This is a genomic window from Qipengyuania marisflavi (assembly GCF_005884405.1).
Taxonomy (GTDB): Bacteria; Pseudomonadota; Alphaproteobacteria; order Sphingomonadales; family Sphingomonadaceae; genus Qipengyuania; species Qipengyuania marisflavi.
Genome location: NZ_VCAO01000001.1, coordinates 329,335 through 352,867, shown reverse-complemented (window position 1 = coordinate 352,867; position 23,533 = coordinate 329,335). Strand labels below are relative to the sequence as shown.

Below are 23,533 nucleotides of genomic sequence, written 5' to 3'. Positions count from 1 at the left end.
CCATGGCGATTGAACTGAAAATGCCCGCCCTGTCCCCCACCATGGAGGAAGGCACGCTCGCCAAATGGCTGAAGTCCGAAGGCGACGAGATCGTTGCGGGCGACATTATTGCCGAGATCGAAACCGACAAGGCCACGATGGAATTCGAGGCGGTCGACGAAGGGACGCTCGGTAAGATCCTGATCGCCGAGGGGACCGAGAATGTGAAAGTCGGAACCGTCATCGCGACCATCGCAGGCGAGGGTGAGGAGGCCGATGAACCCGCTGCCGCACTTGTCGAAGACGTCGCAGGCGAGGGCAAGGATGTCGGGCGCGAGCCGTCGGAAGCCCAAATCACCAAACCTGCGAAGAAAACCGGCGTGACCGATCCCGCCATTCCGCATGGCACAAATATGGCGACCGTTACGCTCCGCGAGGCTTTGCGCGATGCCATGGCCGAGGAAATGCGCAAGGACGAGCGGGTCTTTGTGATGGGCGAAGAGGTTGCGCAGTATCAGGGCGCGTACAAGGTTACGCAGGGCCTGCTGGACGAGTTCGGCCCCAAGCGGGTGATCGACACGCCGATTACCGAATATGGTTTTGCCGGTATCGGTTCAGGTGCCGCAATGGGCGGACTACGCCCGATTGTGGAGTTCATGACCTTCAACTTCGCGATGCAGGCGATCGACCACATCATCAATTCGGCTGCGAAGACGAATTATATGTCAGGCGGTCAGATGCGCTGCCCCATCGTGTTCCGCGGCCCCAATGGTGCCGCCAGCCGGGTGGGCGCGCAGCACAGCCAGAATTATGGCCCGTGGTACGCCAGCGTACCCGGCCTGATCGTGATTGCGCCCTATGACGCGGCCGACGCAAAGGGATTGCTCAAGGCGGCGATTCGCTGCGAGGATCCGGTTGTCTTCCTGGAGAATGAACTGCTGTATGGTCGCAGCTTCGAATTGCCCGAACTGGATGACCATGTCTTGCCAATCGGCAAGGCGCGGATCATGCGCGAGGGTTCGGACGTCACCATCGTCAGTTATTCGATCGGCGTCGGGCTGTCGCTTGATGCGGCTGAGGAATTGGCGGGTGAGGGTATCGATGCCGAAGTTATCGACCTGCGCACACTGAGGCCGCTCGACAAGGAGGCAATTCTGGAAAGCCTCGCCAAGACCAACCGTCTGGTAATCGCGGAGGAAGGCTGGCCAACTTGCTCGATCGCATCGGAAGTGATCGCGACCTGCATGGAGGATGGCTTCGATCATCTCGATGCGCCAGTCCTGCGGGTCTGTGACGAGGATGTGCCGCTGCCTTATGCGGCAAATCTGGAAAAGCTGGCGCTGATCGACGTTCCGCGTATCGTGAAGGCGGTGAAGCAGGTTTGCTACCGCGATTGAGCGGCAGCAACTTTGTCTATTCGTCGATCAGGAAGATCGGGCGCGAAAATGTAAGCTCCGAACTGGTGTAATCGAACAGCGGCAGCACGCTGGGCGGCGTATAAGTGATCGTCAGCGTCTTCTCGAAGGTGCCGCTTACGCGCGGGCTTGCCACGGGCGTTACGGTTGCGATCACATTTGATCCGAGCATGTATGGCGCCGCCTTGGCGATGGTCTCGGCCTGCGTCTTCAGCGCCGCATCCGTGACCTCGTTTTCCTTCATATACTCGATCACTGCATAGCGTGCTGTATCGGACGCCGCACCGCGCATGGCGTTGTAAGACTGCATGCTCATACCAACCTGAACGACGCCAAAGAACATCCCAATGATGACTGGGGCAAGGATGGCGAATTCGATCAGTGTCGAACCACGCTCATCGCGTTTGATGCGTGAGATAAGCGTTTTCATCACGAAATCTGAACCCTTCTCTGGACCCGGTAATTGATCGCTGAGCCGATGCCGAATTCGGTCCAAAGCGGCGTGTAAGTGTCTCGCATCACAATGATAATAAATTCCGAAACCACGGCACCCGAACCGCAGCTGTCCAGATCCTCAGTCAGCAAGCCAGTGGTGTCACAGCGGTATTTGAAATTGAGGCTAACTTTGCTGTCAATAAGACCCGTCGACGCTTCAACAACGTCTTCAATCGTGTCGCGCTCGCTCTCCTCGTCTGGCGTGCTGGCCAGCACGATGGCGGCTGCTTCAGCGGCGGCTGCCTGAAGTTCGCTGTGCCGCGATACAATTCGGCTCGTCTCAAAACCGCCAAGAGCAAGCAAGGCAAGAATCGGCACCACAAAGGCGGTTTCGATAACCACCGTCCCATGGGCATCATCCCGCAATCGGGCGATAAAAGTGCGCAGAGCAATCATGCTACCAACCTCACTTTGGTGCCGCCGGCACCGACCACGATATCCTGGAATTCTCCAGCAGGGCAAAGAGTGGTGACCGAAGCGCCTCCACTCAATGTCAGCGTGCGCGATGCGATCATCAGGCATTCGCTGGTCGCGGTCATGCTGCCACTTATGTCCAGCCCGCTATTCGGAAGATAGACAACGCCGTTGAGATGCGTGTTGGCATCGCCGTTGATCCGGTTTCCGGTTGTTCCCGCCGAATTGGGATCTTCAAAAATCAGCATTCCTTCCAATTCCTGCGCATCATCAGATGACACGCCAGCGGCGATTAGCTGGTTCGCTGTCATTGGCGACAAATCGATATAAGCGCCGCCATTGATTTTCAGCCCGGCACCATTCTTGAGAACGAACATAACGCCGCTGCCAGTCAGGCTGTAATTCGCGTTTACATTCAGTTCGCCGCCATCGATCACGTAAACTCCGCCAGCAAGAACGGTGTCGCAACTGATGTTGAAGCTCGTGTAGGTCCCTGGTGGCAGTGCTCCAGCAGACGATCCCGATGATGTCTTGTTGGCGAAGGTATAGTTGGTGACAGTGGTGGGTTCTTCCCAGATGGAATCGGGTCCGCTTCCGGCGATTTTGTACAACGCGGTGACGACTGTTTCAGTACGATCGACCGGCTCGGTCGCGTAACCTTCGCCAGGATAGTTTGTAACGGCGGTACCGGGTGTGCTGCGGTTGGCGCCAGTATAAGCGATCTCGCCAGCAGCAGTTGCCTTCGCGGTGTTTTGGCCACGGTAGTACTTGTAGCTGAGCGTAGCCTGGCGAGACTCATCTGCAGTCCAAGCGGTTGCATTGACTGAGCCACAATTAAGGCTCTGCGGAGTAGGGTTGTCAGGCGGGGTAAGGTGGTCAAATGGGTCGTACAGATCGTCCATATTTTCCACCACAGGCGCCGTACCAAAGCCATCATGCTGATCGGATACGCCGCCGCCGCTGATCACCCAACCCACGTCATAAGTGCCGCTATTGCCGTTGATGTGGACCGCATCAGACGCGTCGGAAATCGCGCCGACACCGCAACCTGCATTGACGTCAGGGCCACCACTAAACAGCAAAGACTGTGAGGCATGCGGGTCAAGAGCGAACAGGCACGCAGTATATTCGTCCGTTGTTTCCCAAGTCGCCGTCGCGCTCACTGCGATTGTGGTCGAAGTCTTCAGGATAAAGCTGGCGAACGGCATATTGACCGTTGCACTTGCCGCGACCACAACGCTGTTATCGGCAATCGAATTATAGGGAGCCAGGCTCGGCGTGGCGGTTGGGGAATATTGGTCTGTGGTATCGGTGTTGGCGTTGAATTCCTGGTTTGCCCGGGTCTTATAAGTCGTCCCGGTATCACCATTGCCGCGTGCCCAAGCACCGGCCAGCGCTGCCTGATCGGCCGCATATTGCAGCTCGCGCTTGATCAGATAATACTGCGCCATATCCACGCCCATCCCGGTCGTGCCGATCAGTATCGGCGCTCCCATAGCGACCAGCATCATCGCGTTACCGCTGGCGTCTATCCTCAGTTTTCTCAGAAAGCGCGTGATACGATTGGACATGGTTGCTTACCTTATGAGTATTCGGTTCAGACTCGCATTACCCGAACAGCCTTTCGCGAATGGCAAATGTCATGGTTAATGCGGGGTTGATTTTTTGGAGCGATATTGCGCCCGGCGGCGCGCTTGACAGCGGCGGGGTGAAACGGTCTGGCGCGCCGATGGATAATCCGCTGCTTGCCGAACTTTCCGAAGCTGGCCGTGTCGCATTGGCGAGTGCCAAGGCCCGCGATGCATTGGTGCTTGCGCCGCTGCTTGCGATGGATGCCCGTCTCTCTCGGATTGTCGCGCAGGTGAGGGAGCCATTGCTGGCGCAAATGCGGTTGGCGTGGTGGCGTGATGAGCTGGGAAAACCTGCTGCTGACAGACCGAAGGGTGATGCGGTTCTGGGGGCTTTTGGTATACATTGCACCGGGCTGGAGCCGGCAGCGATTGCACTGGTAAACGGGTGGGAGGCGCTGCTGGATGATCCGCCGCTCTCCGCCGCTGCTGCCACCAGTTTTGCCGATGGACGCGGTGCTTTACTAGTAGGGTTTTCAAATATTTCGGGTTTGTCGGCAGACGCCGATGAAGCGGCACGGGCAGGGCGGCTGTGGGCAATGGGTGAACTGGCGTCGCTGTCGAGTGAGCCTGATGAGCGGGCACAGGCTCTCGCTCTGGCAGATACGGATGCCCATCCAGCGCTGCATTTGCCAAGCAGATTGCGCCCCGTCGCGGTGCTGGGTGGGCTGTCACGGCGCGCAATCCTGCGTGGAGGTGCGCCGCTGCTGGGTGACCGGATGAGCCCGCTGGCAGCTTTGCGGCTTGGCTTATTGGGTCGCTAGTCTAGGATTACCGAGCATTAGGAAGGGGTTACTGATGAACCGCATCGTACTGGGAGCTGTCTGCGCTTTGCTGCTCGTGGGTATCGGCCTGTTCTGGTGGCAGGGCAGAGCGCAGGTCGAGCAGGGCGCACCGCCGCCTGAGGCCGCCTCGCTCGATACTCCGCAAGCCGAAAACGAAGTCCCGCTGTCCGACCCCGGCGACCAACGCGGCCCAGCGCCGCCAGAGGCCAGCGAGCTGACCAAAGAGCAGCAGCGCTTCTTCCGTTACGACCGCGACCGCGACTGGCGCATTACCCGCGCTGAAATGCTGTCCACCCGCACCGCCGCCTTTCGCAAGCTGGACAAGGATGGCAACAATCTGCTCGATTTCGAGGAATGGGCAGTATCAACGGTCAAGAAGTTCGAAGGCGCCGATGCCAATGGCGACCGCGAACTCAGCCCCGGTGAATTTGTGACGACCAAGCCCAAGCCTGCCAAAAAGCCAAGCTGCCGCTGTTAAGCAGGGACGAGCGCACCCTGCGCCAGCCACTCGCCAAAATCTGCCTTGCCGCGTGAGGTATAGGCTTCCTTGCGCTGCTTCTTTTTCACGTCATGAAGCGGCGGGAACAGCCCGAAATTGACATTCATGGGCTGATAGGTTTCCGCTTCGGCATCGCCTGTGATGTGCGACAACAGCGCCCCCATCGCCGAAGTACGCGGCGGTGACAGCCACTCGCGACCAGCCATCTCGGCCGCCGCCATCATCCCAGCCATGATACCGACAGCGCTGCTTTCGACATAGCCTTCGCAGCCCGTCACCTGACCGGCGAAGCGGATATGCTCCGCCCCTTTCAACCGCAGCTGGCGATCGAGCACCATTGGTGAATTAAGGAAGGTGTTGCGGTGCAGGCCGCCCAGTCGTGCGAATTCTGCATTCTCCAAACCCGGAATGGTCTTGAACAATTCGACCTGCGCGCCGTGTTTCAGCTTGGTCTGGAAGCCCACCATGTTCCACAAGGTGCCAAGCTTGTTGTCCTGACGCAGCTGGACAACCGCATGCGGCCAGCGTCCCTGCGGAAACTCAGGACATGCGGTGCGCGGATCGTCGAGTCCGACCGGCTTCATCGGCCCGAAGCGCAGAGTATCAAGACCGCGGCTCGCCATTACTTCGATAGGCATGCAGCCTTCGAAATAGGGGGTGTTCTCCTCCCATTCGCGGAATTCGGTCTTCTCGCCATCAAGCAGACCCTGGTGGAAGGCGCGGTACTGATCCTGCGTCATCGGGCAATTGATGTAATCGCCTTCCTCATTGGAGGCGGCGGTTTTCTTGTCCCAGCGCGACTGGATCCAGCAGATATCCATATTTATGCTGTCCCGGTGGACGATGGGGGCGATGGCATCGAAAAATGCCAGCCGGTCCTGTCCGGTCGCTGCAACAATGCTTTCGGCCAGCGACTGCGCGGTCAGGGGCCCGGTGGCCACAATGGTTTGCCCCGATGCGGGCAGGGCGTCGATCCGCTCGCGCACCACAGTCACATTCGGGTGATCATGCAGCGCGCGTTCGACTTCGGCTGAAAACACATCGCGGTCGACCGCCATCGCGGACCCGGCAGGAACCCGCGCCACTTCGCCAGCGCGCATCACCAGACTGTCAAGACGCCGCATTTCGTGATGCAGCAAGCCAACAGCGTTCTTTTCGTCATCGTCGGACCGGAAGCTGTTCGAGCAAACCAGCTCCGCAAGCGCATCGGTGTTGTGCGCGGGCGTGGTTTCCCCGCCGCCGCGCATTTCTGAGAGCCGCACGGCAAAACCGCGCTGGGCCAACTGCCAGGCAGCTTCGCTTCCTGCGAGGCCGCCACCGATGATGTGGATGTCGTGGGTCATATCTGCGGCGGCACCTAGACCTTGCCAGCCCCTTGCAGCAAGGCTTAGCGAGACCTGCCAGAGAGGAATTTTCCGCAATGCCCCGTCGCGCTCTACTCGATTACCGGCCCTGGCTGCTCGCCAGCCTGCTGGCAGGAGTGACATATTTCTTTGTCATGGACGATCAGATCGGCGGGCTGTGGCTGATGCTGTGGAAAGGTGCGGGGGTGGCGTTTCTGGCAATGTACGCCGCTTTGCGTGGGCGCGGTACCGATGGTGTGCTGATTGCTATGGTCATGGCGCTGGGCGCGGCGGGCGATATGGGGATAGAACTGGACCTGCGATTGGGCGGCGCACTATTTGCCGCTGGCCATTTACTCGCCATCGCCCTGTATCTGCGCAACCGGCGCGAGAAGACGACTGGCAGCCAGAAGCTGGCGGCGGTGGCACTGGCGGTGTTCACTCCGCTCCTGGGTGCGCTGATGACCTATCCGCAACCCAATTGGCAGATCGCCGCGGGCTATTCGCTGGTGGTCGGCGTGATGGCCGCGTTCGCCTGGACGAGCCGCTTTCCGCGTTACCGCGTCGGCATGGGAGCAGTGTTGTTTGTCGTCAGCGACTTGCTGATTTTCGCGCGTGAAGGCGGGGCGATGTCAGAGGATGCGACTCAGTGGCTGATCTGGCCGCTTTATTACGCAGCACAATTTCTGATCGCGACCGGAGTGGTTCAAACCTTGCGGCGCGACCCGGTCTGAATTTGCCTATGCCGTAGTTGCGGCGGCAATCGTCGTGCGATGCAATTCGCGCCGGTGGCCTTCATAGCCGCCAGTCGCCTTGTGCAGGACCGCGCGGTTGTCCCAAATTACCAGCATATCCGGCTCCCAGCGGTGACGGTAGATGAAGTCATCCCGCACTTGCCACTGGGCAATTTCGGATAACAGGGCGATGGCCTTTGGCTGCGGCATACCTTCGATCCCGATAATGTAGCCCAGCGTAGAATAGAGGCATTCTTCGCCAGTTTCGGGATGCCGCTGGACCACCGGATGGCGGCGCGTTTCACGAGCGGTTTCGCTGGGCAGGATTGCCATAGAACGGCCCTTGTCATTCGTGCCGTAAGTGCCGTCGGGCGCATAGGCCAATTGGGCACTGTGAACCGCCGTCAGGCCGCGCAATTGCTGGCGGCGCGGTTCGGGCAGGGCGGCGAAAGCTGCCGCCTGATCAGCAAACAAGGTGTCACCGCCGCTTGGAGGTATATCGATGGAGAGCAGGCATGTGCCCGCAGGCGGGTGTTCGAGGAAGCTCCAGTCGCTGTGCCAGTTTTCAGCAAATAGCGGCGTTTTCTCATCCGCTTCGCGCAGGATTGCCGCGACATGTTCACGTCCGGCAATCGGCGCGAAAAACGGGTCGTCGCCAAAGCCGCCCATCGCCAGCGTAAATGCTTCAAGCGCATCGTCGCTAAGTCGCTGATCAGGAAATGCGAGCACCCTGTGGGTGAGCCAGATCGAACGGATTTCAGCCGCCATCTCAGGCGAAATCGGCTGCGACAGGTCGAGTCCGGTAACTCGTGCACCGCACGCCTGTCCGCTGGGCTCGACCCTCAGGCTCATCCGCCCGGTTCACCTTCGATATTCTTGTCAGAATGCGCGGTGGTGTGCGGCTCGGTTTCTTCCGTCCCGCGACCCGCCATTTCCTCGGCGATGGCTTCCTCGGCCTCGTTCTCGGGCGCTTCTTCTTCGTCAAGGCGCGCTACGCTGACCACGGTTTCGCCCTCGGCAACCTTGAACAGTCTGACACCCGCTGAACCACGCCCGATCACGCGCAAAGACGTCAGCGGAATGCGGATCAGCTTGGCCTGATCGGTCACCAGCATCAGCTGATCGCCGGTGGTTGCCGTGAAGCTGGCGACGACCGGGCCGTTGCGGGCGATGTTGTCGATGTTGGTCACACCCTGTCCGCCGCGACCGCTCTGGCGGTATTCATAGGCGGAGCTGATCTTGCCGTAACCATTGGCGCAGACGGTGAGGATAAATTGTTCCTCAGCAGCCATGGTCTGGTGCTCATCCGAAAGCTCTGGCGCGTCCTCGTCGGACTTCCACGGTGCAACCTTGAGATAGGCGTCGCGCTCATCCGGATTGGCGCTGCCGCCGTGGAGGATCGCCAGCGAGATGACCTCATCGCCTTTTTCCTTGAATTTCATACCGCGAACGCCGGTCGATGTGCGCGACACGAATTCGCGAATGTCTTCGCCGGAGAAGCGGATTGCCTTGCCCATGCGGCTGGCGAGCAGCACATCGTCACCCGGTTCGAGAAGGGCGACGCCGATCAGGCGGTCCTCGCTCTCCTCGTCAAACTTCATGGCGAATTTGCCGTTGCTGGGGATGTTGGCAAAACTGTCCATGCTGTTGCGTCGCACGCTGCCCTTGGCCGTTGCGAACACGACATTGAGCGCGCCCCATGTCGCTTCGTCCTCTGGCAGCGGGAGCACGGTGCGAATAGTCTCGCCCGGTTCCAGCGCAGGGAGCAGATTGACGATCGGACGCCCGCGTGTGGTCGGGCCGCCTTCGGGCAGCTTCCAAACCTTGAGCCGGTAAACCTTGCCCGCAGTTGAGAAGAACAGCACCGGATTGTGGGTGCTGGTGACGAACAATTCGCTGACTGCATCCTCTTCCTTGGTCGCCATACCGGCGCGGCCCTTGCCGCCGCGATGCTGCGCGCGGAATGTCGAAAGCGGGGTGCGCTTGATATAGCCGTCAACGGTGACGGTCACGACCATCTCATCACGCTCGATCAGATCCTCATCCTCGATCCCGTCCCAGGCGGGCGCAATTTCGGACAGGCGCGGGGTGGCGTAATTGGCGCGGATTTCTTCCAGCTCTTCGCGCATGACGCCGTAGAGTTTGACCCGGTCTGCCAGGATGGAGAGATATTCCTCGATCGAGAGCGCGAGGCCCTTGAGCTCCTCGCCGATCTCGTCACGGCCCAGCGCGGTGAGGCGGTGCAGGCGCAATTCCAGAATCGCCTTAACCTGACGTTCCGACAAGCGGTAAGTGCCGCCATCCTGCTCGTCGCTCGGCTCGATAGCTTCGACCAGCGCGATATATTGCGCGATATCGCCAATGGGCCACTGCTTGGTCAGCAGGCGGTTGCGTGCCTCGGCAGGGTTGGGGGCGCTGCGGATCATCGCCACGACTTCGTCAAGGTTCGACACCGCAACCACAAGGCCCAGCAAGATGTGGGCCCGCTCGCGCGCCTTGTTCAGCTCGAACTTGGTGCGCCGGGTGATCACTTCCTCGCGGAAGGTGATAAACGCCTGGATGAAATCGCGCAGCGTCAGTACTTCGGGACGGCCGCCGCGGATCGCCAGCATATTGGCCGGAAAACTGGCCTGCGCCGGGGTGTAGCGCCAGATCTGGTTGAGCACGACCTCGGGCGAGGCATCGCGTTTCAGATCGACGACCACACGCATACCTTCGCGCGAGCTTTCGTCGCGAATGTCGGAAACCCCCTCGATCCGCTTTTCCTTGGCGGCATCGGCGATTTTCTCGACCATGCCGGATTTTCCGACCTGATAGGGGATGCTGGTCAAAACTATCGACTGACGATCGCCGCGTGTGGTCTCGATTTCGTGCCGGCACCGCATCAGCACCGACCCACGGCCCGTGGTATATGCGGCGCGAGCGCCCGATTTGCCGAGGATCAGCGGAGCGGTCGGGAAATCCGGGCCGGGAATGATTTCGAACAGTTCTTCCGACGTGATCGCCGGATCGTCCATATAGGCAAAACAGCCGTCGATCACTTCGCCCAGATTGTGCGGCGGAATATTGGTCGCCATGCCAACCGCAATACCGCCGGCCCCATTGACCAGCAGATTGGGATAGCGGGCCGGGAGCACCGTGGGTTCACGCCGGGAGCCGTCATAATTGTCGACGAAATCGACGGTATCCTTGTCCAGATCATCAAGCAGGCTGTTCGCCACGCGCGCCAGCCGCGCTTCGGTATAGCGCATCGAGGCTGGCGGATCGGGGTCCATCGAACCAAAGTTGCCCTGACCATCGATCAGCGGCACCCGCAGCGACCAGTCCTGCGTCATCCGGGCCAGCGCGTCATAAATCGCGCTGTCGCCGTGTGGGTGATAATTGCCCATCACGTCGCCGACGATCTTGGCGCTCTTGCGATAGGCGCGGCCGGCGACGAAGCCACCTTCCTGACTGGCGAACAGAATGCGGCGATGCACCGGCTTCAACCCGTCGCGCACGTCGGGCAGCGCACGCGCCACGATCACGCTCATCGCGTAATCGAGATAGCTGGTTTTCATCTCATCGACGATGTCGATGCGGGTATATTGGTCGCCGCCGAAAATAGGCGGGTCAAGAACGTCTGTATCGTCTGCCAAAGCTTGGGGCTTTCCGTTGCAATGCGAGGTATAATCTGTGGACAGCCAGCGTAGGCCATCGCGTCAGGAAGTGCCACCAAAGCTCGGGAACGAAGCCCGCCCTAGTGCGCTTTTTCCACATGTCCCTGTGACTTGCGGCGAAAGTAACCATGAACGCGCAAGCTGCGGGCCATTCAATGGGCATTCAGCCCGCTTTGCTTACAAGCAATTGCAATGAGATAACACACGCGGCATGGCCAAAAACATCAGGATTGAACTGCGTCAGCTGCGCTCATTCCCTTTTCCACTCTTGGGAGCTCAACACATGATCTTCACGAATATCGCCCGCAAAAAGGGCTCGCCTGTTTCCAAATTTGCTCTCGCCCTGGCGCTGGTCGCTGGCGGCGCGCTTGGCGTAACCGCGCTTGAAGCGCCTGCGATGGCCGCCAAGAAGAAGAAGGAAGAGAAGGCGCCCCAGCTGGCAATTTCCAAGGAATTCGTTGCGGCTTATCAGCCTGCGAAGGATGCACTTGATGCAGAGCCCGCCGACGTCGCCGCAATGAAGGCGCACATTCCTACGGTTCTTGCCGCAATTCAGAGCGAAGACGAGCGCAATGCCGCCGGTAGCCTTCTCCTGAACATCGGTGAAAAATCCAAAGACGCGGCCCTTCAGTTGCAAGGTCTGGAAATGATGATTGCCAGCGGCAAGGTGCCGGCAGACCGCATCGGTCTGTACCAGTTCAGCGCAGGGCAGTTGGCTTATCAGGCCGAAAATTATTCTCAGGCGCGCGAATCTTTCCAGCGCGCGATTGCCTCTGGTTACAGCGAAAACGATGTCGAAGTGTTCGTCGCTGAATCCTATTTCGCCGAAGATAAAATCGCAGAAGGTCTGGCGTCGCTGACGCAGACGATCGAGACGCGCAAGGCAGCCGGTCTGCCGATCAAAGAATCCTGGGTCCGCCGCGGTTTGGCGATGGCTTACAACAACAAGCTGATGAACGAGGCGAACAAGTACTCCCTGATGTTCGTGCGCGACTTCCCGAGCGACGACAGTTGGGGTGATTCAATTGCAATTATGCTCAACGGTGGCGGGTATCAGAACCCTGAAATCCTCGATTTGCTGCGTCTGGCTCGCCGTACGGGCAGCTTCCGTGACCAGCGGATGTACCTCGATTACATTGACGCAGCCGACTATCGCCGCTTGCCCGCAGAAGTTGTCTCCATCATCGACGAAGGCAAGGCCAAGGGCATGGTTGATATGAGCAACGCATTTGTTGCCGATACGCGTCAGCAGGCCAGTCAACGTGCCGCGCAAGATCAGAAAGATCTTCCGGGTCTGATGAAAGAGGGCCGGGCTCCAGGGGCTTCGCTCAACAGCGTGCTGGCCGCTGGCGATACGTTGCTGAGCCTTGGACGCGCTGCTGATGCGGAGGAATTCTACACCAAGGCACTTGGCGTCGCTGGGGTCAACACGCCGATGGTGCTGACACGTCTGGGTATCGCTCAGGTCGATCAGGGCAAATATACCGAGGCCGAGGCTAGCTTCAACAAGGTGGAAGGCGCACGTCAGGCCATTGCCAATCTGTGGTCCGCTTATGCGGCGCAGAAGATGGCACCAGCACCGGCTGCCCCGCAGTCTCCGATGACAGAATAAAATCTGAAATCTGCCTATCAAGCGGCGCGGGTCCTCACCGGATCCGCGCCGTTTTGCTATTTAGCGTAGGCGTTTGACCATCACCTGACCGTCACCGCGCCGCTCAATGGAAAAGTTGGGGACGGCTTCGATCAGGTCGATCAGGCGGGCATAGCCGTAATTGCGGGTGTCGAAGCTGGACCGGTTGCCGGCGCGCTGACCAACCTCTGCAAGCTTGGCAAAGCCCTTTTCGTCACGCTTGCTGGCGTTGTAGGCATCGAGCAGCAGGGCGAGCAGTTCATCGTCCAGACCGTCTTCGGTGTGCGTGACGCCTTTGCTCTCTTTCTTGTCCGCCTTGATCAGCGCATTGACGTCGATGAAGCGGCTGCACGCCTGCCTAAATGCCTCGGGTGTCTTCGCACCGCCAAAGCCATAGACCGGGATACCGTCCTGCCTGATACGCATGGCGAGCGGCATGAAATCGCTATCCGACGACATAATGCCGAAGCCATGAATACGGCCACGATATAGCAGGTCGAGCGCGTCGATGGTCATCTTCATGTCGGTGGCGTTCTTGCCCTTGGTAAGGTCGAATTGCTGCTGCGGCTCGATCCCGTAGCGGTGCATTTTATCGACCCAACCCTTCAGGCTGGCCTTGCGCCAATTGCCATAGGCACGCCGGATGTTGACCTGGCCCAGTTCGGCCAGAACCGTCAGCACCGGATCGATCCCGGAGGGGCTGGCATTGTCGGCGTCAATCAGCAGGGCGATGTTGCGAGGGTCATGTTCAGCCATGCGGCTCTCTTGGCCGGGGCAGGGCCAGGGTGCAAGTCACGAAGCGGGCGAAAACTCTCCGCTCGCTTCATCGAGGAGGTGAAGAATCCCATCGGAAATGGCGAAATAGGCGCCGCGCAATGCCAGTGTGCCGCGCGCTTCCTTTTCCCGGACACACGGGAAGGTGCGCAGATTGGCCAGGCTGACCTTGACTGCGGCGAGCTCCATTGCGCGTTCTGCTGCGCGTCCCGTCGTCCCCAGATCGCGGGCAATGGGTTCACGCACTGGGTCGAGCATATCGATCCAGTTGGCAACAAAGCCGCCTTGGCCGGGATCGGTGCCATGCAGATCCTGCGTCAGTGCCGCCTGGCAGCCGCCGCACATCCCGTGACCCATCACCACCACTTCACGCACTTTGAGGAATTGAACGGCAAATTCGAGCGCTGCCGAGACTCCGTGCCGACCCGGAGTGGTTTCGAATGGCGGGACAAGCGCGGCCACATTGCGCACCACAAACATCTCACCGGGATCGACATCGAAGATCTGTGATGGATCGACGCGGCTGTCGGAACAGGCAATGATCATGACCTGAGGCGCCTGCCCGTCTTTCAACTGTTCCCAGCGATCATGCTGGCGGTGCCAGGCACCATCACGGAAACGACCATATCCGGTCAAGAGTTCGTCGAAGCTTTTCATGGTTCACCGCTGCAACGAAATGCTGCTTTCGGCAAGTGGCCTGTGAAAAACCATGCACCTTGCTCGCAGCGCAGCAGGGGATTAGATGGGCCGCGATGAACGACCTCTCAACCACTCCGAAGCCTGAAGGCGAACGCCCCCCGCGCCAGCGCAAGCCAGACTGGATCCGCGTCAAGGCGCCGGTCAGCAAGGGCTATCATGAAACGCGCAAGCTGATGCGCGATCTGGGGCTGAACACGGTGTGCGAAGAAGCCGCCTGCCCCAATATCGGGGAGTGCTGGACCAAGAAGCACGCCACGGTAATGATTCTGGGCGATGTCTGCACGCGTGCCTGTGCCTTTTGTAACGTCAAGACGGGCATGCCGCGCATCGTTGATCAGATGGAGCCAGAGAACGTCGCGATTGCGGCGGGTCAGATGGGGCTGCAGCATATTGTCATTACCAGCGTCGATCGCGACGATTTGCCCGATGGTGGGGCAAGTCAGTTCGTCAAAGTAATCAAGGCGCTGCGGCGTGAAACACCTAATACCACGATCGAGATCCTCACGCCTGACTTCCGCAACAAGATGCGACCGGCTGTTGAGGCAATTTGTGAAGCTGGACCAGATGTTTACAATCATAACCTCGAAACGGTACCACGTCTTTACCCGACCATCAGGCCGGGTGCGCGCTATTATGCTTCGCTGCGGCTGCTGGAAGAAGTGAAGGCACACGATCCGCTGATCTTCACCAAATCGGGCATCATGCTGGGGCTGGGCGAGCAGCGCCTTGAAGTGCATCAGGTCATGGATGACATGCGCAGCGCGGATGTCGATTTCATCACGATGGGCCAATATCTCCAACCGACGCCGAAGCACGCCACTGTCGAGGATTTCGTCACACCCAAGGCCTTTGCCGCCTATGGTTCGATTGCGCGCGCCAAGGGCTTCCTGCAAGTCGCCTCCAGCCCGCTGACACGGTCAAGCTACCATGCTGGCGATGACTTCGCTGAAATGAAGGCAGCGCGCGAGGCGAAACTGGCGAAGCAGCGCGCCTGATGCCGGGCATCCACGAGGTTCATGCGATGCCGTGGTCGGCAGAACAGATGTTCGATCTGGTCGCTGATGTGGCGCGCTATCCGGAGTTTCTGCCCTGGGTCGTTGCCACCCGTGTGCGCAGCGACAGCGATACCGAAATGACCGCCGACATGTTGGTGGGCTTCAAATCGATTCGCGAGAAATTCACCTCACATGTGACCAAGGATCGGCCGTGTCAGCTCACGGTTCATTATGTCGATGGTCCACTGCGCGATCTCGACAATCGCTGGCGATTTACCCCTCTGGGCGAGCATAGCTGCGAGGTCAATTTCTGTGTCGATTTCAGCTTCAAGAACCGCGTGTTTGAAGCATTGGCAGGGCAATATTTCGACCGCGCCTTTCGCCGGATGGTGTCTGCATTCGAAACGCGGGCGGGGGAGCTTTACGGCAGCAACAATTCCAGCGCACAAAGCGTCGCCTGACGGCGGATATCGCCGCGAGAGCCAGCTTCGAAGCGCTTCATCTCGCCATCGGGCGCCGTCGCATCATCGCGCAGCACCACGGCAAAGACTACAGTTCCCACGGGCTTTAACTCAGTCCCGCCGCCAGGTCCGGCCACACCGCTGATCGCCACTGCAATGTCGGCGCGGCTGTGTTCAATCGCACCCTTGGCCATGGCCCAGGCGCAGGCGATCGATACCGCCCCGAAAGTCTCGATGATATCGAGCGGAACGCCGAGGCTCTCCAGCTTAGCCTCGTTGGAATATGTCACGAACCCGCGGTCGAAAACTGCGGATGATCCGGCAATTTCGGTCAGCGCCGCTGAGACCAGCCCGCCGGTGCAACTTTCCGCCACAGCAACTTTGCGGCCTATGGCAGCATTGGCTTCGATCACCCGCCGGGCCAGATCCACCACGTCAGCGGGGAGGAGGGCTTCAGTCACCCGTTGCGGCTCGCGCGGCTTCCGGTGCGGCTTTCTGCTTTGTGTCCGAGCGTTTGCTCACCATTTCGAGTATAAAGCCTGTCAGCGCAGCTATGTTCTCTGGGGGGAGGGGGGCCATCAATTCCAGTCCACGCTCTATATCGCTGCACTGTGCTGGCTTGATCTCGCCAGCTACCTTCATAGTGATCATGCCATCGACAAATGGCTTGAGCGATTCGTCGGGCAGGCTCTGCATCATCTGCATCGCACCGCCATCTTCCTTTGCCCCGAACTGGGCGATTACCAATTTGGCTTGCGGCCATGCGGCATCGGCACCCTGCGTAAAACGTGCGTGCAGGGCGTCGCCATTGGTGGCCAGATAGCCATCCGGTGCCAATCGCGCCGCACAGGTGGACCGAACGGCGGTTAGCAAATGCGGCAGGGCATACCGTATCGCTGCGCTCATAGCTGCCGGATCGATCTGCTCACGGGCGTGTGCGGGTGCGGGCGCGCTGGCCAAGGCCAAAGCGGCAAGGGCGGCGGGGGCAAAACGTGCAATCATCGGATACCTCGTCAGTCGCGGATGACGGTGGCAATTGCCTGCGCAGCGATCCCTTCGCCGCGCCCGGTAAAGCCAAGCCGTTCGGTGGTAGTGGCCTTTATTGAAACCTGCCCGATGTCAACGCCGAGCAGTCCAGCGATGCGTTCGCGCATGGCTGGGCGGTAGGGACCGATCTTGGGGGCCTCGCAAATAATTGTGAGATCGATATTGCCGATACGATACCCGGATTGTTGCACAAGGTCAGCGGCATGAAGCACGAACTTATCGCTGCTTGCCCCCTTCCAAGTGGCATCGGAAGGCGGGAAATGCGTACCAATATCGCCCTCGCCAATCGCTCCAAGCAAGGCGTCGACAAGTGCGTGCAGTGCGACATCGGCATCGCTGTGACCGGCCAGACCCATGTCATGGTCGATCTGCAAGCCGCCGAGCCACAGCTCTTCACCGGCTACCAGACGGTGCACATCGTACCCCATCCCTGTCCGAACGGCGGGCAAGTCATTCATGAAATCCTCCCCAATGGTAAGCTTTTGCAGCGCCTCATCGCCACCAACAAGCGCCACGGTTTCTCCCGCAGCGCTCAGCACCTGCGCATCGTCACCGGCTTCTTGAGCACCAGTCCAAGCGGCGTGCGCAGCGGCGATGGCGGGATAGCGAAAGGCTTGCGGAGTCTGAACCCGGCGCAAGGCCTCACGCGGCGCGCTGCCAGTCATCAGATCGCCCTCCGCAACAGCAAGGCTGTCGACCACCGGTAGCACGGGAATTGCGCCCTCATGCGCGCCGAGTGCGCCAATTAAACGGGCGATGACGTCTTGCGACAGGTTTGGCCGCGCCGCGTCGTGGATCAATACACGCTCGCAATCGGCATCAAGCGCCTTGAGAGCAAGCGCAACAGATCCTTGGCGGGTTGCTCCACCTGCGACGAGCGCGATGCGCTCAAGTCCCTCCAGAGCCTCAGCCGCCATATCGCTCCCATTCTCGGGGATCGCCACAATCACTTTGGTAGCACCGGCGGTCAGCAAGGCTTCTACCGAGTGCCGCACCACCGGCTTCCCGCGCCAGCGTGCAAACTGCTTTGGCACTGGCCCGCCCGCGCGCAGACCCTTCCCAGCGGCGACCACGATTGCCGCGAATGGGGGGAGGGGCGGGGAGATGGTCATGCGTCATGCGCGCTACTCGCTTGCCGATTATGCTGCAATGCACTATGTGCCTGCCCAATTTTTAGGCACTATGGCAGATATGAGCAACCACCCCCGTCCTCCCGCCCCGCCAAAGCCGATTGCAATCGGCCCTGTCACCGTGGATACGCCGGTCGTGCTGGCGCCGATGACGGGCGTGACTGATATGCCCTTTCGCACGCTGGTGCGGCGCTATGGCTCGGGTCTCAATGTGACCGAGATGATCGCCAGTCCTGCCATGATCCGTGAAACCCGTCAGAGCCTGCAAAAGGCCGCTTGGGATCCCTGCGAGGAGCCGGTGTCGCTTCAGCTTGCCGGTTGTTCGCCTGCCGAAATGGCCGAGGCGGCCAAGCTGAACGCTGATCGCGGTGCGGCGATTATCGATATCAATATGGGCTGTCCGGTCAAAAAGGTGGTCAATGGCGATGCGGGCAGTGCGCTGATGCGCGATTTGCCTCTCGCAGCCAGCCTGATTGCGGCAACGGTGAAGGCCGTCGATGTGCCGGTGACGGTCAAGATGCGGATGGGCTGGGACCATCACTCGCTCAACGCACCGGAACTGGCGCATATTGCCGAAGATCTGGGCGCGCAGATGATCACGGTCCACGGACGGACCCGCTGCCAGATGTACAAGGGACAGGCCGACTGGTCCTTCATCCGTAGCGTGAAAGATGCTGTGTCAGTGCCGGTCGTCGCCAATGGCGATATCTGCGGGATCGAGCATGCGGCGCAGGCGCTGGAGCAATCGGGTGCCGACGGCATCATGATCGGGCGCGGCGCTTACGGCAAACCGTGGCTGCTGGGTCAGGTGATGCATTGGTGGCGTACCGGCGAGAGCCTGCCCGATCCCGATATTGCCGAGCAATATACCGTGCTGATCGAGCATTATCGCGCGATGATGGAGCATTATGGCACCGAGTGCGGGGTCAAGATCGCTCGCAAGCATTTGGGGTGGTACACCAAGGGTCTGAAGGGTTCAGCCGAGTTTCGCAATCATGTTAACTTCATCAATCAAGCCCATGAAGTGATTGGTGAACTTGAGCGGTTTTACGAACCATTCCTGCTGCAGCGTGCGGCATGATCCAGCACGCGGGCGCACCCGATGCGGCCGCCCAGATCGCGGGGCTGGTCTTCGCCGTGCTGCTGGTGGATGCCAAGGGCATTATCGTCGAAGCCAATCCCGCCGCCGAGGACTTGCTTGAACGCAGCGTGCATCGCTTGGTGGGTACCAATCTGCTCGAAGTATCGGGGATTTCCGATGAGCGCGTTCGCGATACGCTGGCAGACCCAGACTTGCCTCTGATTGCGCGCGGTGTGACGATTTCGACTTTGCACCGCGAACGCCGTTACAATTTGACCAGCTCACCCCTGCACGCCTCGCCGGGATGGCGTGTCATCACTCTTTCGGATGCCGGACAGGCGGATCATGAAGCCGATGACACCGACCGGGCCGAATTGCGCGCGCCCGCTGTGCTGGCGCACGAGATCAAAAATCCGCTGTCAGCCATTCGCGGGGCTAGCCAACTGCTGGCCCGCCGGGCCACCGCGCGCGATCTGCCGCTGGCGCAGATGATCGGGTCAGAAGTCGACCGGATCGCCGCGCTGATTGACCGGATGCAGCAATTGGGCAGCAGCGCCGATGTCGCCATATCGCCCTGCAATCCGCACGCCGCCATCCGCAATGCGGTGGCAACGATCCGCACCGCCCGCCCTGACAGCTGCGAGTTGCAAGAGGAGTTTGACCCCTCGCTGCCAATGGTTGCTGCGGATCAAGGTGCTCTGGAGCAGGTGCTGATCAATTTGATCGCCAACGCCTGTGACGCAGTTGCCGGAATGGGCGAACCGCGCGTTACTGTGCGAACACGCTTCGCCAGCGGGCTGATGTTCAGCGCCGCCCGACTTTCCAAGCCTATCAAACTGCCCATAGAAATCACGGTCAGCGACAGCGGGGAGGGCATAGACCCGGCCTTGCGCGACCACATTTTCGAACCGTTCGTATCCAGCAAGCCGCATGGTCAGGGACTGGGCCTGCCGCTAGTGCGCAAGCTGGTGCGTGATATGGGCGGGCGGATCGCCCACGAACGCGATAACCGCGCCGGTCTCACGCATTTTCGCATTAACTTGCCGGTCGCGGCGGAATAGGGCCCCGATGGCACATCACATCCTGCTGGTCGAAGATGATAAGGCGATTGCCACGGTAATCACCGAAGCATTGCGTGAAGAGGGCCACGACGTCACGGCGTGCGACAGCGTGTCCCGCCGTGACGCCTTGCTGCAGGAACGCAGCTTTGACGTCATGCTGACCGACATCATGCTGACCGATGGCGATGGCCTCGCGACCATTGGCAAAGTGCGCAATGTGGCCCCGAATATGCCCGTGATTGTGCTGTCGGCGCAAAACACGCTGGATACCGCAGTGCGGGCCAGTGACAGCGGCGTGTTCGAATATTTCCCCAAGCCATTCGATCTCGATGAACTGGCCCATGCGGTCAGGCAGGCAGTCGCCAACCGCCCCGCCGCTCCGCAGGCCGATCTGGACGAGGCCGAGGGTCTGCCCCTGATCGGACGCAGTGCCGCCATGCAGGGCGTCTATCGAATGATTACCCGCGTCCTGCGCAACGATCTGACAGTATTGGTCACAGGCGAATCGGGCACGGGCAAGGAATTGGTGGCCGAGGCTATTCACCAGCTTGGGTCGCGCAAAACTGGGCCGTTCATAGCGGTAAACACCGCGGCGATCCCGCATGAACTGCTGGAAAGCGAATTGTTCGGACACGAGCGCGGAGCCTTCACCGGGGCTGTAAAACAGGCGATCGGCAAATTCGAGCAGGCCAATGGGGGAACTCTGTTTCTCGACGAGATTGGCGACATGCCCGCATCGGCACAGACACGGCTGCTGCGCGCGTTGCAATCGGGACGCATCCGAAGAGTTGGTGGAAGGCAGGAAATTGGCGTGAATGTGCGGATCGTCGCCGCCACCAATCGTGACCTGACACCAATGATCGCCAACGGAAGTTTCCGCGAAGACCTCTATTACCGGCTCAATGTGGTGCCGATACACTTGCCGCCCCTGCGTGAACGGCGTGAAGATGTGGCGACGCTGGCACAGCATTTTCTTGGACAGGCCGAGGCAGAGGGCTTGCCGCGGCGGAGCATCGACGAGGCAGCTCTGGCCGCACTGACGCGCAATGACTGGCCGGGCAATGTCCGCGAACTGCGCAATATTGTCTTCAGACTGGCGCTGCTCGCCCGTGACGATGTGATCGACCAGGCAACCGTCGATGATTGCTTGCCCCAAGATTTCGGTGCCGACGATACCGCATCTGGGGGAGGTTTTAAGCTCGCATTGGGTGAGTGGCTGACAGCTGAAAAGCCCGCTGACGGGACTGTGTACCACGCAGCGCTGGCGGCATTTGAGCAGCCGCTGTTCGAGCATGCCTTGGCCGCCACAGGGGGCAATCAATTGCGCGCCGCTCAGCTGCTTGGCATCAATCGCAACACACTGCGAAAACGCATTACCGAGCTTGAAATCGAACCGGTGCGCTACGCCCGCCGGAACTGACAGGCGGTCTGTCGAAAATATGCTTGCTTAAATGCAACACTATCGTTGTAACGGGGCAACGATGGCGACACAGGCACCTCCTCAACCGCAAGTCCGGCGGACACCCCGCTGGCGGCGCCGGTTTGTAGTCGCCTCGCGCCGCGCCAATGTGTTCGCGCTGATCGAAATCATCGCAATTATCGCATTTTTGGTGATGGTCGGCAGCGGATACGCCGCTTTCAGTTCGGCACCAAGCAATGGTGATCTGTTGCCCTCGCGACAGGTCGCCGGACTGCTGATCGGCACGCTGGTTCCGGCGATGGCGCTGCTGGTTCTGGGCGGCAGGCGCGTTGCCATGCGCCGCGCGGCGGGCAGCACCGCACGATTGCATGTGCGTCTGGTGTTCCTGTTCTCACTGATTGCCGCTGTTCCGACTTTGCTGGTCGCTGGTTTTGCCGCCTTTCTGTTCCAGTCGAATGTCGATTTCTGGTTCTCCGACCAATCGCGCGGACTGATGCAGGACGCGAACGAACTGGCAGAAAGCTATTACGCGCAGAACCAGCTGAATCTGGCCAATGAGACTGTCTCGATGGCGAGTGACATGCGCTATATCTTGCAGCGCGTTTCTCCGACCGACAGCAATTTTGCACTGGTGTATGAATATCAGGCGCAGCCGCGCGATGTGAATGAGAGTGCCATCCTGCAAGCGCAAAGCGATGGCAGCATGCGCACAGCGGTCGCCTATCAGCTTGGCGAAAAAAGCGATCCGGTCGCCTTTGCCGAAAGCTCTCTGCGCAAGCTCAGGCTGGGCGAGCCGGTCATCGCCAGAGGCAGTCCCGCCCGAATCGAAGCAATTTCTGCCATCGACCGCGAGGCGGGAATTTACCTCTACAACGCCCGCAATGCCGAAGCTGAGAGCTTCCGCAGCTGGGAAGCCGCGCGCTCAATCTCGACCGCCTATGAGGAACTGACCGACCGCGCCCGGGCATTGCAATTGCGGCTCAACCTTGCACTGTTCTTCGTCAGTCTGGCGCTTGTCGGATTGGCCGTGTGGTTCGCGCTCAGATTTGCTGACCGGCAGGTGCAGCCGCTGACCGATCTTGTCGCCGCCGCGCGCAAGGTGGGGGCGGGCAATTTTGCCTTGCGGATCGACGGGCGCACAGGCGCTGATGAAATTGGCCTGCTCAACCGCGCGTTTAACCGCATGACGTCGCAGCTGGAAAAGCAGACCGACGCGCTGGTTTCCGCCAATGCAGAAGTTGAAGAACGGCGCGGGTTTATCGAGGCGGTGCTGGAATCGGTGAGCGCGGGGATCATCTCCATCGACCGAGACCGCCACGTTCTGCTGATGAATGCACCGGCGCAGGCGATCTTCCCGATTGCGCCCGATGCAGCCCCCGGTAAGGTCGACCTCGACATCTTGGCTCCGCAAATATCTGCGATGGTGGAGGCCGGTCTGGCGCAGGGCGTCATCAGTCATTCGCGCGACGGCGAATTGATGACGCTGGCGGTGAAGATCGGGGCCGAGAGTGAAGGACACGTTATCACGCTGGAGGACATCACCCGCCAGCTGCTCGATCAGCGTCAGGCCGCATGGTCCGACGTGGCGCGCCGGATTGCCCATGAAATCAAAAACCCGCTTACGCCGATCCAACTGGCGACCGAGCGGCTGAAGCGGCGGTATCGCAAGCAGATCGAGACTGACGGCGAATTGTTCGACGAATTGACCAATACGATTGTTCGCCAAGTGGGCGATCTGCGCAAGATGGTCGATGAATTCTCCAGCTTCGCGCGCATTCCCAAGCCGGTGTTCCGACCCGAGGATGCACTTGATCTGGTGCGCCAGTCACTGTTCCTCCAAGAGGTGGCGCATCCCCAGATCAATTACGTCTTCACGAGCGCTGCCGAAGGCCCGTTGACGATCGAATGCGACCGCCATCAGCTGGGGCAGGCGGTCACCAATATTCTCAAGAACGCCGCCGAGGCCATTGAGGCGCAAACCATCAAGGCTGAGCCCGATTATCGCGGCAAGATCGCAGTGTCGGTCGAAGAGGATGACGATGCCATTTGCGTCATGGTGACGGACAACGGGATCGGCCTGCCGCAGGACCGTGAACGGATCGTCGAACCCTATGTGACCACCCGCGAGAAGGGCACCGGACTCGGCCTCGCCATCGTCAACAAGATTGTCGAAGAACACGGCGGCGAAATGAACTTTGCCGCGATGAAGGGCGGGGGGACGCGCGTAAAACTGCGCTTTGCCCGCGATCCCAACAGGGGGGCCGCCGAAACCCTATGATTTCAG

22 protein-coding genes are annotated in these 23,533 nt (G+C 60.0%); 11 read left to right on the top strand and 11 right to left on the bottom strand.

Features of this window, described 5'->3' with window-relative positions:
• The first annotated feature begins 2 nt into the window (after positions 1-2).
• Positions 3-1,376 (top strand): pyruvate dehydrogenase complex E1 component subunit beta, encoded by a 1,374-nt coding sequence (locus FEV51_RS01760; RefSeq protein WP_138615511.1) that lies wholly within the window; start codon positions 3-5, stop codon positions 1,374-1,376.
• A gap of 16 nt (positions 1,377-1,392) precedes the next feature.
• Here the strand turns inward: FEV51_RS01760 and FEV51_RS01755 are convergent, their stop codons facing one another.
• From FEV51_RS01755 to FEV51_RS01745, 3 genes are read right to left on the bottom strand one after another with little or no spacing between them, the layout of a single operon-like run.
• The gene (locus FEV51_RS01755; RefSeq protein WP_138615510.1) at positions 1,393-1,824 is read right to left on the bottom strand and encodes a TadE/TadG family type IV pilus assembly protein; all 432 of its coding nucleotides are present in this window, start codon (positions 1,822-1,824) and stop codon (positions 1,393-1,395) included.
• Positions 1,824-2,285: a TadE/TadG family type IV pilus assembly protein gene (locus tag FEV51_RS01750; RefSeq protein WP_171033005.1), complete on the bottom strand. Its 462-nt coding sequence runs from the start codon at positions 2,283-2,285 to the stop codon at positions 1,824-1,826. The genes FEV51_RS01755 and FEV51_RS01750 overlap by 1 nt, the downstream gene beginning before the upstream one ends.
• Positions 2,282-3,874, bottom strand: a complete 1,593-nt coding sequence (locus FEV51_RS01745) for a pilus assembly protein TadG-related protein (RefSeq protein ID WP_138615508.1) — start codon at positions 3,872-3,874, stop codon at positions 2,282-2,284. The genes FEV51_RS01750 and FEV51_RS01745 overlap by 4 nt, the downstream gene beginning before the upstream one ends.
• A 59-nt stretch (positions 3,875-3,933) precedes the next feature.
• Here FEV51_RS01745 and FEV51_RS01740 point away from each other — a divergent pair, with 59 nt between their 5' ends.
• On the top strand, positions 3,934-4,695 hold the full coding sequence (locus FEV51_RS01740; protein ID WP_138615507.1) for a hypothetical protein: 762 nt from the start codon (positions 3,934-3,936) through the stop codon (positions 4,693-4,695).
• Between the two features lie 34 nt (positions 4,696-4,729).
• Positions 4,730-5,194, top strand: a complete 465-nt coding sequence (locus tag FEV51_RS01735; RefSeq protein WP_138615506.1) for an EF-hand domain-containing protein — start codon at positions 4,730-4,732, stop codon at positions 5,192-5,194.
• Here FEV51_RS01735 and trmFO read toward each other — a convergent pair.
• On the bottom strand, positions 5,191-6,558 hold the full coding sequence (gene trmFO / locus FEV51_RS01730) for a methylenetetrahydrofolate--tRNA-(uracil(54)-C(5))-methyltransferase (FADH(2)-oxidizing) TrmFO (RefSeq protein ID WP_138615505.1): 1,368 nt from the start codon (positions 6,556-6,558) through the stop codon (positions 5,191-5,193). The genes FEV51_RS01735 and trmFO overlap by 4 nt on opposite strands.
• A gap of 77 nt (positions 6,559-6,635) precedes the next feature.
• Between trmFO and FEV51_RS01725 the strand changes: the two genes are divergently transcribed.
• Positions 6,636-7,292 carry a lysoplasmalogenase family protein gene (locus FEV51_RS01725; protein WP_138615504.1) on the top strand — a complete coding sequence of 219 codons (657 nt, stop codon included), beginning with the start codon at positions 6,636-6,638 and terminating at the stop codon, positions 7,290-7,292.
• Positions 7,293-7,298: 6 nt separating this feature from the next.
• Here the strand turns inward: FEV51_RS01725 and FEV51_RS01720 are convergent, their stop codons facing one another.
• Positions 7,299-8,144 (bottom strand): TauD/TfdA dioxygenase family protein, encoded by an 846-nt coding sequence (locus FEV51_RS01720; protein ID WP_138615503.1) that lies wholly within the window; start codon positions 8,142-8,144, stop codon positions 7,299-7,301.
• Positions 8,141-10,930 (bottom strand): DNA gyrase subunit A, encoded by a 2,790-nt coding sequence (gene gyrA / locus FEV51_RS01715; protein ID WP_138615502.1) that lies wholly within the window; start codon positions 10,928-10,930, stop codon positions 8,141-8,143. Before gyrA ends, FEV51_RS01720 begins: the two co-directional genes overlap by 4 nt.
• A gap of 232 nt (positions 10,931-11,162) precedes the next feature.
• Here gyrA and FEV51_RS01710 point away from each other — a divergent pair, with 232 nt between their 5' ends.
• Positions 11,163-12,563, top strand: coding sequence for a tetratricopeptide repeat protein (locus tag FEV51_RS01710; protein ID WP_138615501.1), 1,401 nt, complete (start codon positions 11,163-11,165; stop codon positions 12,561-12,563).
• A 60-nt stretch (positions 12,564-12,623) separates the two neighbouring features.
• Here the strand turns inward: FEV51_RS01710 and FEV51_RS01705 are convergent, their stop codons facing one another.
• Together FEV51_RS01705 and FEV51_RS01700 are read right to left on the bottom strand one after the other, a co-directional pair.
• The gene (locus FEV51_RS01705) at positions 12,624-13,337 is read right to left on the bottom strand and encodes an NYN domain-containing protein (RefSeq protein ID WP_138615500.1); all 714 of its coding nucleotides are present in this window, start codon (positions 13,335-13,337) and stop codon (positions 12,624-12,626) included.
• Positions 13,338-13,373: 36 nt separating this feature from the next.
• Positions 13,374-14,012, bottom strand: coding sequence for a carbonic anhydrase (locus tag FEV51_RS01700; RefSeq protein ID WP_138615499.1), 639 nt, complete (start codon positions 14,010-14,012; stop codon positions 13,374-13,376).
• A 95-nt stretch (positions 14,013-14,107) separates the two neighbouring features.
• Between FEV51_RS01700 and lipA the strand changes: the two genes are divergently transcribed.
• Positions 14,108-15,049 (top strand): lipoyl synthase, encoded by a 942-nt coding sequence (gene lipA, locus FEV51_RS01695; RefSeq protein WP_138615498.1) that lies wholly within the window; start codon positions 14,108-14,110, stop codon positions 15,047-15,049.
• On the top strand, positions 15,049-15,510 hold the full coding sequence (locus FEV51_RS01690) for a type II toxin-antitoxin system RatA family toxin (protein ID WP_138615497.1): 462 nt from the start codon (positions 15,049-15,051) through the stop codon (positions 15,508-15,510). The genes lipA and FEV51_RS01690 overlap by 1 nt, the downstream gene beginning before the upstream one ends.
• Here FEV51_RS01690 and FEV51_RS01685 read toward each other — a convergent pair.
• The 3 genes from FEV51_RS01685 to FEV51_RS01675 are packed head-to-tail and all read right to left on the bottom strand — an operon-like array spanning position 15,471 to position 17,669.
• Positions 15,471-15,971 carry a CinA family protein gene (locus FEV51_RS01685; RefSeq protein WP_138615496.1) on the bottom strand — a complete coding sequence of 167 codons (501 nt, stop codon included), beginning with the start codon at positions 15,969-15,971 and terminating at the stop codon, positions 15,471-15,473. The genes FEV51_RS01690 and FEV51_RS01685 overlap by 40 nt on opposite strands.
• Positions 15,964-16,512 carry a hypothetical protein gene (locus FEV51_RS01680; RefSeq protein ID WP_138615495.1) on the bottom strand — a complete coding sequence of 183 codons (549 nt, stop codon included), beginning with the start codon at positions 16,510-16,512 and terminating at the stop codon, positions 15,964-15,966. Before FEV51_RS01680 ends, FEV51_RS01685 begins: the two co-directional genes overlap by 8 nt.
• An 11-nt stretch (positions 16,513-16,523) precedes the next feature.
• Entirely contained in the window at positions 16,524-17,669 is a 1,146-nt protein-coding gene (locus FEV51_RS01675; RefSeq protein WP_138615494.1) for a bifunctional 2-C-methyl-D-erythritol 4-phosphate cytidylyltransferase/2-C-methyl-D-erythritol 2,4-cyclodiphosphate synthase, read from the bottom strand.
• Positions 17,670-17,748: 79 nt separating this feature from the next.
• On the opposite strand from FEV51_RS01675, the gene dusB reads away from it, so the two are divergent.
• The 4 genes from dusB to FEV51_RS01655 all read left to right on the top strand — a co-directional run bounded on the left by dusB (position 17,749) and on the right by FEV51_RS01655 (position 23,527).
• Positions 17,749-18,768: a tRNA dihydrouridine synthase DusB gene (dusB, locus tag FEV51_RS01670; RefSeq protein ID WP_138615493.1), complete on the top strand. Its 1,020-nt coding sequence runs from the start codon at positions 17,749-17,751 to the stop codon at positions 18,766-18,768.
• Positions 18,765-19,829 (top strand): two-component system sensor histidine kinase NtrB, encoded by a 1,065-nt coding sequence (locus tag FEV51_RS01665; protein ID WP_138615492.1) that lies wholly within the window; start codon positions 18,765-18,767, stop codon positions 19,827-19,829. Before dusB ends, FEV51_RS01665 begins: the two co-directional genes overlap by 4 nt.
• Positions 19,830-19,836: 7 nt before the next feature.
• Positions 19,837-21,249: a sigma-54-dependent transcriptional regulator gene (locus tag FEV51_RS01660; RefSeq protein ID WP_138615491.1), complete on the top strand. Its 1,413-nt coding sequence runs from the start codon at positions 19,837-19,839 to the stop codon at positions 21,247-21,249.
• A gap of 61 nt (positions 21,250-21,310) precedes the next feature.
• Positions 21,311-23,527 (top strand): sensor histidine kinase, encoded by a 2,217-nt coding sequence (locus tag FEV51_RS01655; RefSeq protein ID WP_138615490.1) that lies wholly within the window; start codon positions 21,311-21,313, stop codon positions 23,525-23,527.
• Positions 23,528-23,533 lie beyond the last annotated feature (6 nt).

Coding starts and splice junctions, on each gene's coding strand:
- FEV51_RS01720 (WP_138615503.1), bottom strand. CDS start 8,144: ATGAGCCTGAGGGTCGAGCCCAGCGGACAGGCGTGCGGTGCACGAGTT.
- FEV51_RS01655 (WP_138615490.1), top strand. CDS start 21,311: ATGGCGACACAGGCACCTCCTCAACCGCAAGTCCGGCGGACACCCCGC.
- trmFO (WP_138615505.1), bottom strand. CDS start 6,558: ATGACCCACGACATCCACATCATCGGTGGCGGCCTCGCAGGAAGCGAA.
- FEV51_RS01755 (WP_138615510.1), bottom strand. CDS start 1,824: ATGAAAACGCTTATCTCACGCATCAAACGCGATGAGCGTGGTTCGACA.
- FEV51_RS01710 (WP_138615501.1), top strand. CDS start 11,163: ATGGCCAAAAACATCAGGATTGAACTGCGTCAGCTGCGCTCATTCCCT.
- FEV51_RS01660 (WP_138615491.1), top strand. CDS start 19,837: ATGGCACATCACATCCTGCTGGTCGAAGATGATAAGGCGATTGCCACG.
- FEV51_RS01665 (WP_138615492.1), top strand. CDS start 18,765: ATGATCCAGCACGCGGGCGCACCCGATGCGGCCGCCCAGATCGCGGGG.
- FEV51_RS01700 (WP_138615499.1), bottom strand. CDS start 14,012: ATGAAAAGCTTCGACGAACTCTTGACCGGATATGGTCGTTTCCGTGAT.
- FEV51_RS01750 (WP_171033005.1), bottom strand. CDS start 2,285: ATGATTGCTCTGCGCACTTTTATCGCCCGATTGCGGGATGATGCCCAT.
- FEV51_RS01725 (WP_138615504.1), top strand. CDS start 6,636: ATGCCCCGTCGCGCTCTACTCGATTACCGGCCCTGGCTGCTCGCCAGC.
- FEV51_RS01745 (WP_138615508.1), bottom strand. CDS start 3,874: ATGTCCAATCGTATCACGCGCTTTCTGAGAAAACTGAGGATAGACGCC.
- FEV51_RS01740 (WP_138615507.1), top strand. CDS start 3,934: ATGGCAAATGTCATGGTTAATGCGGGGTTGATTTTTTGGAGCGATATT.
- FEV51_RS01735 (WP_138615506.1), top strand. CDS start 4,730: ATGAACCGCATCGTACTGGGAGCTGTCTGCGCTTTGCTGCTCGTGGGT.
- dusB (WP_138615493.1), top strand. CDS start 17,749: ATGAGCAACCACCCCCGTCCTCCCGCCCCGCCAAAGCCGATTGCAATC.
- lipA (WP_138615498.1), top strand. CDS start 14,108: ATGAACGACCTCTCAACCACTCCGAAGCCTGAAGGCGAACGCCCCCCG.
- FEV51_RS01705 (WP_138615500.1), bottom strand. CDS start 13,337: ATGGCTGAACATGACCCTCGCAACATCGCCCTGCTGATTGACGCCGAC.
- FEV51_RS01675 (WP_138615494.1), bottom strand. CDS start 17,669: ATGACCATCTCCCCGCCCCTCCCCCCATTCGCGGCAATCGTGGTCGCC.
- FEV51_RS01760 (WP_138615511.1), top strand. CDS start 3: ATGGCGATTGAACTGAAAATGCCCGCCCTGTCCCCCACCATGGAGGAA.
- FEV51_RS01680 (WP_138615495.1), bottom strand. CDS start 16,512: ATGATTGCACGTTTTGCCCCCGCCGCCCTTGCCGCTTTGGCCTTGGCC.
- FEV51_RS01690 (WP_138615497.1), top strand. CDS start 15,049: ATGCCGGGCATCCACGAGGTTCATGCGATGCCGTGGTCGGCAGAACAG.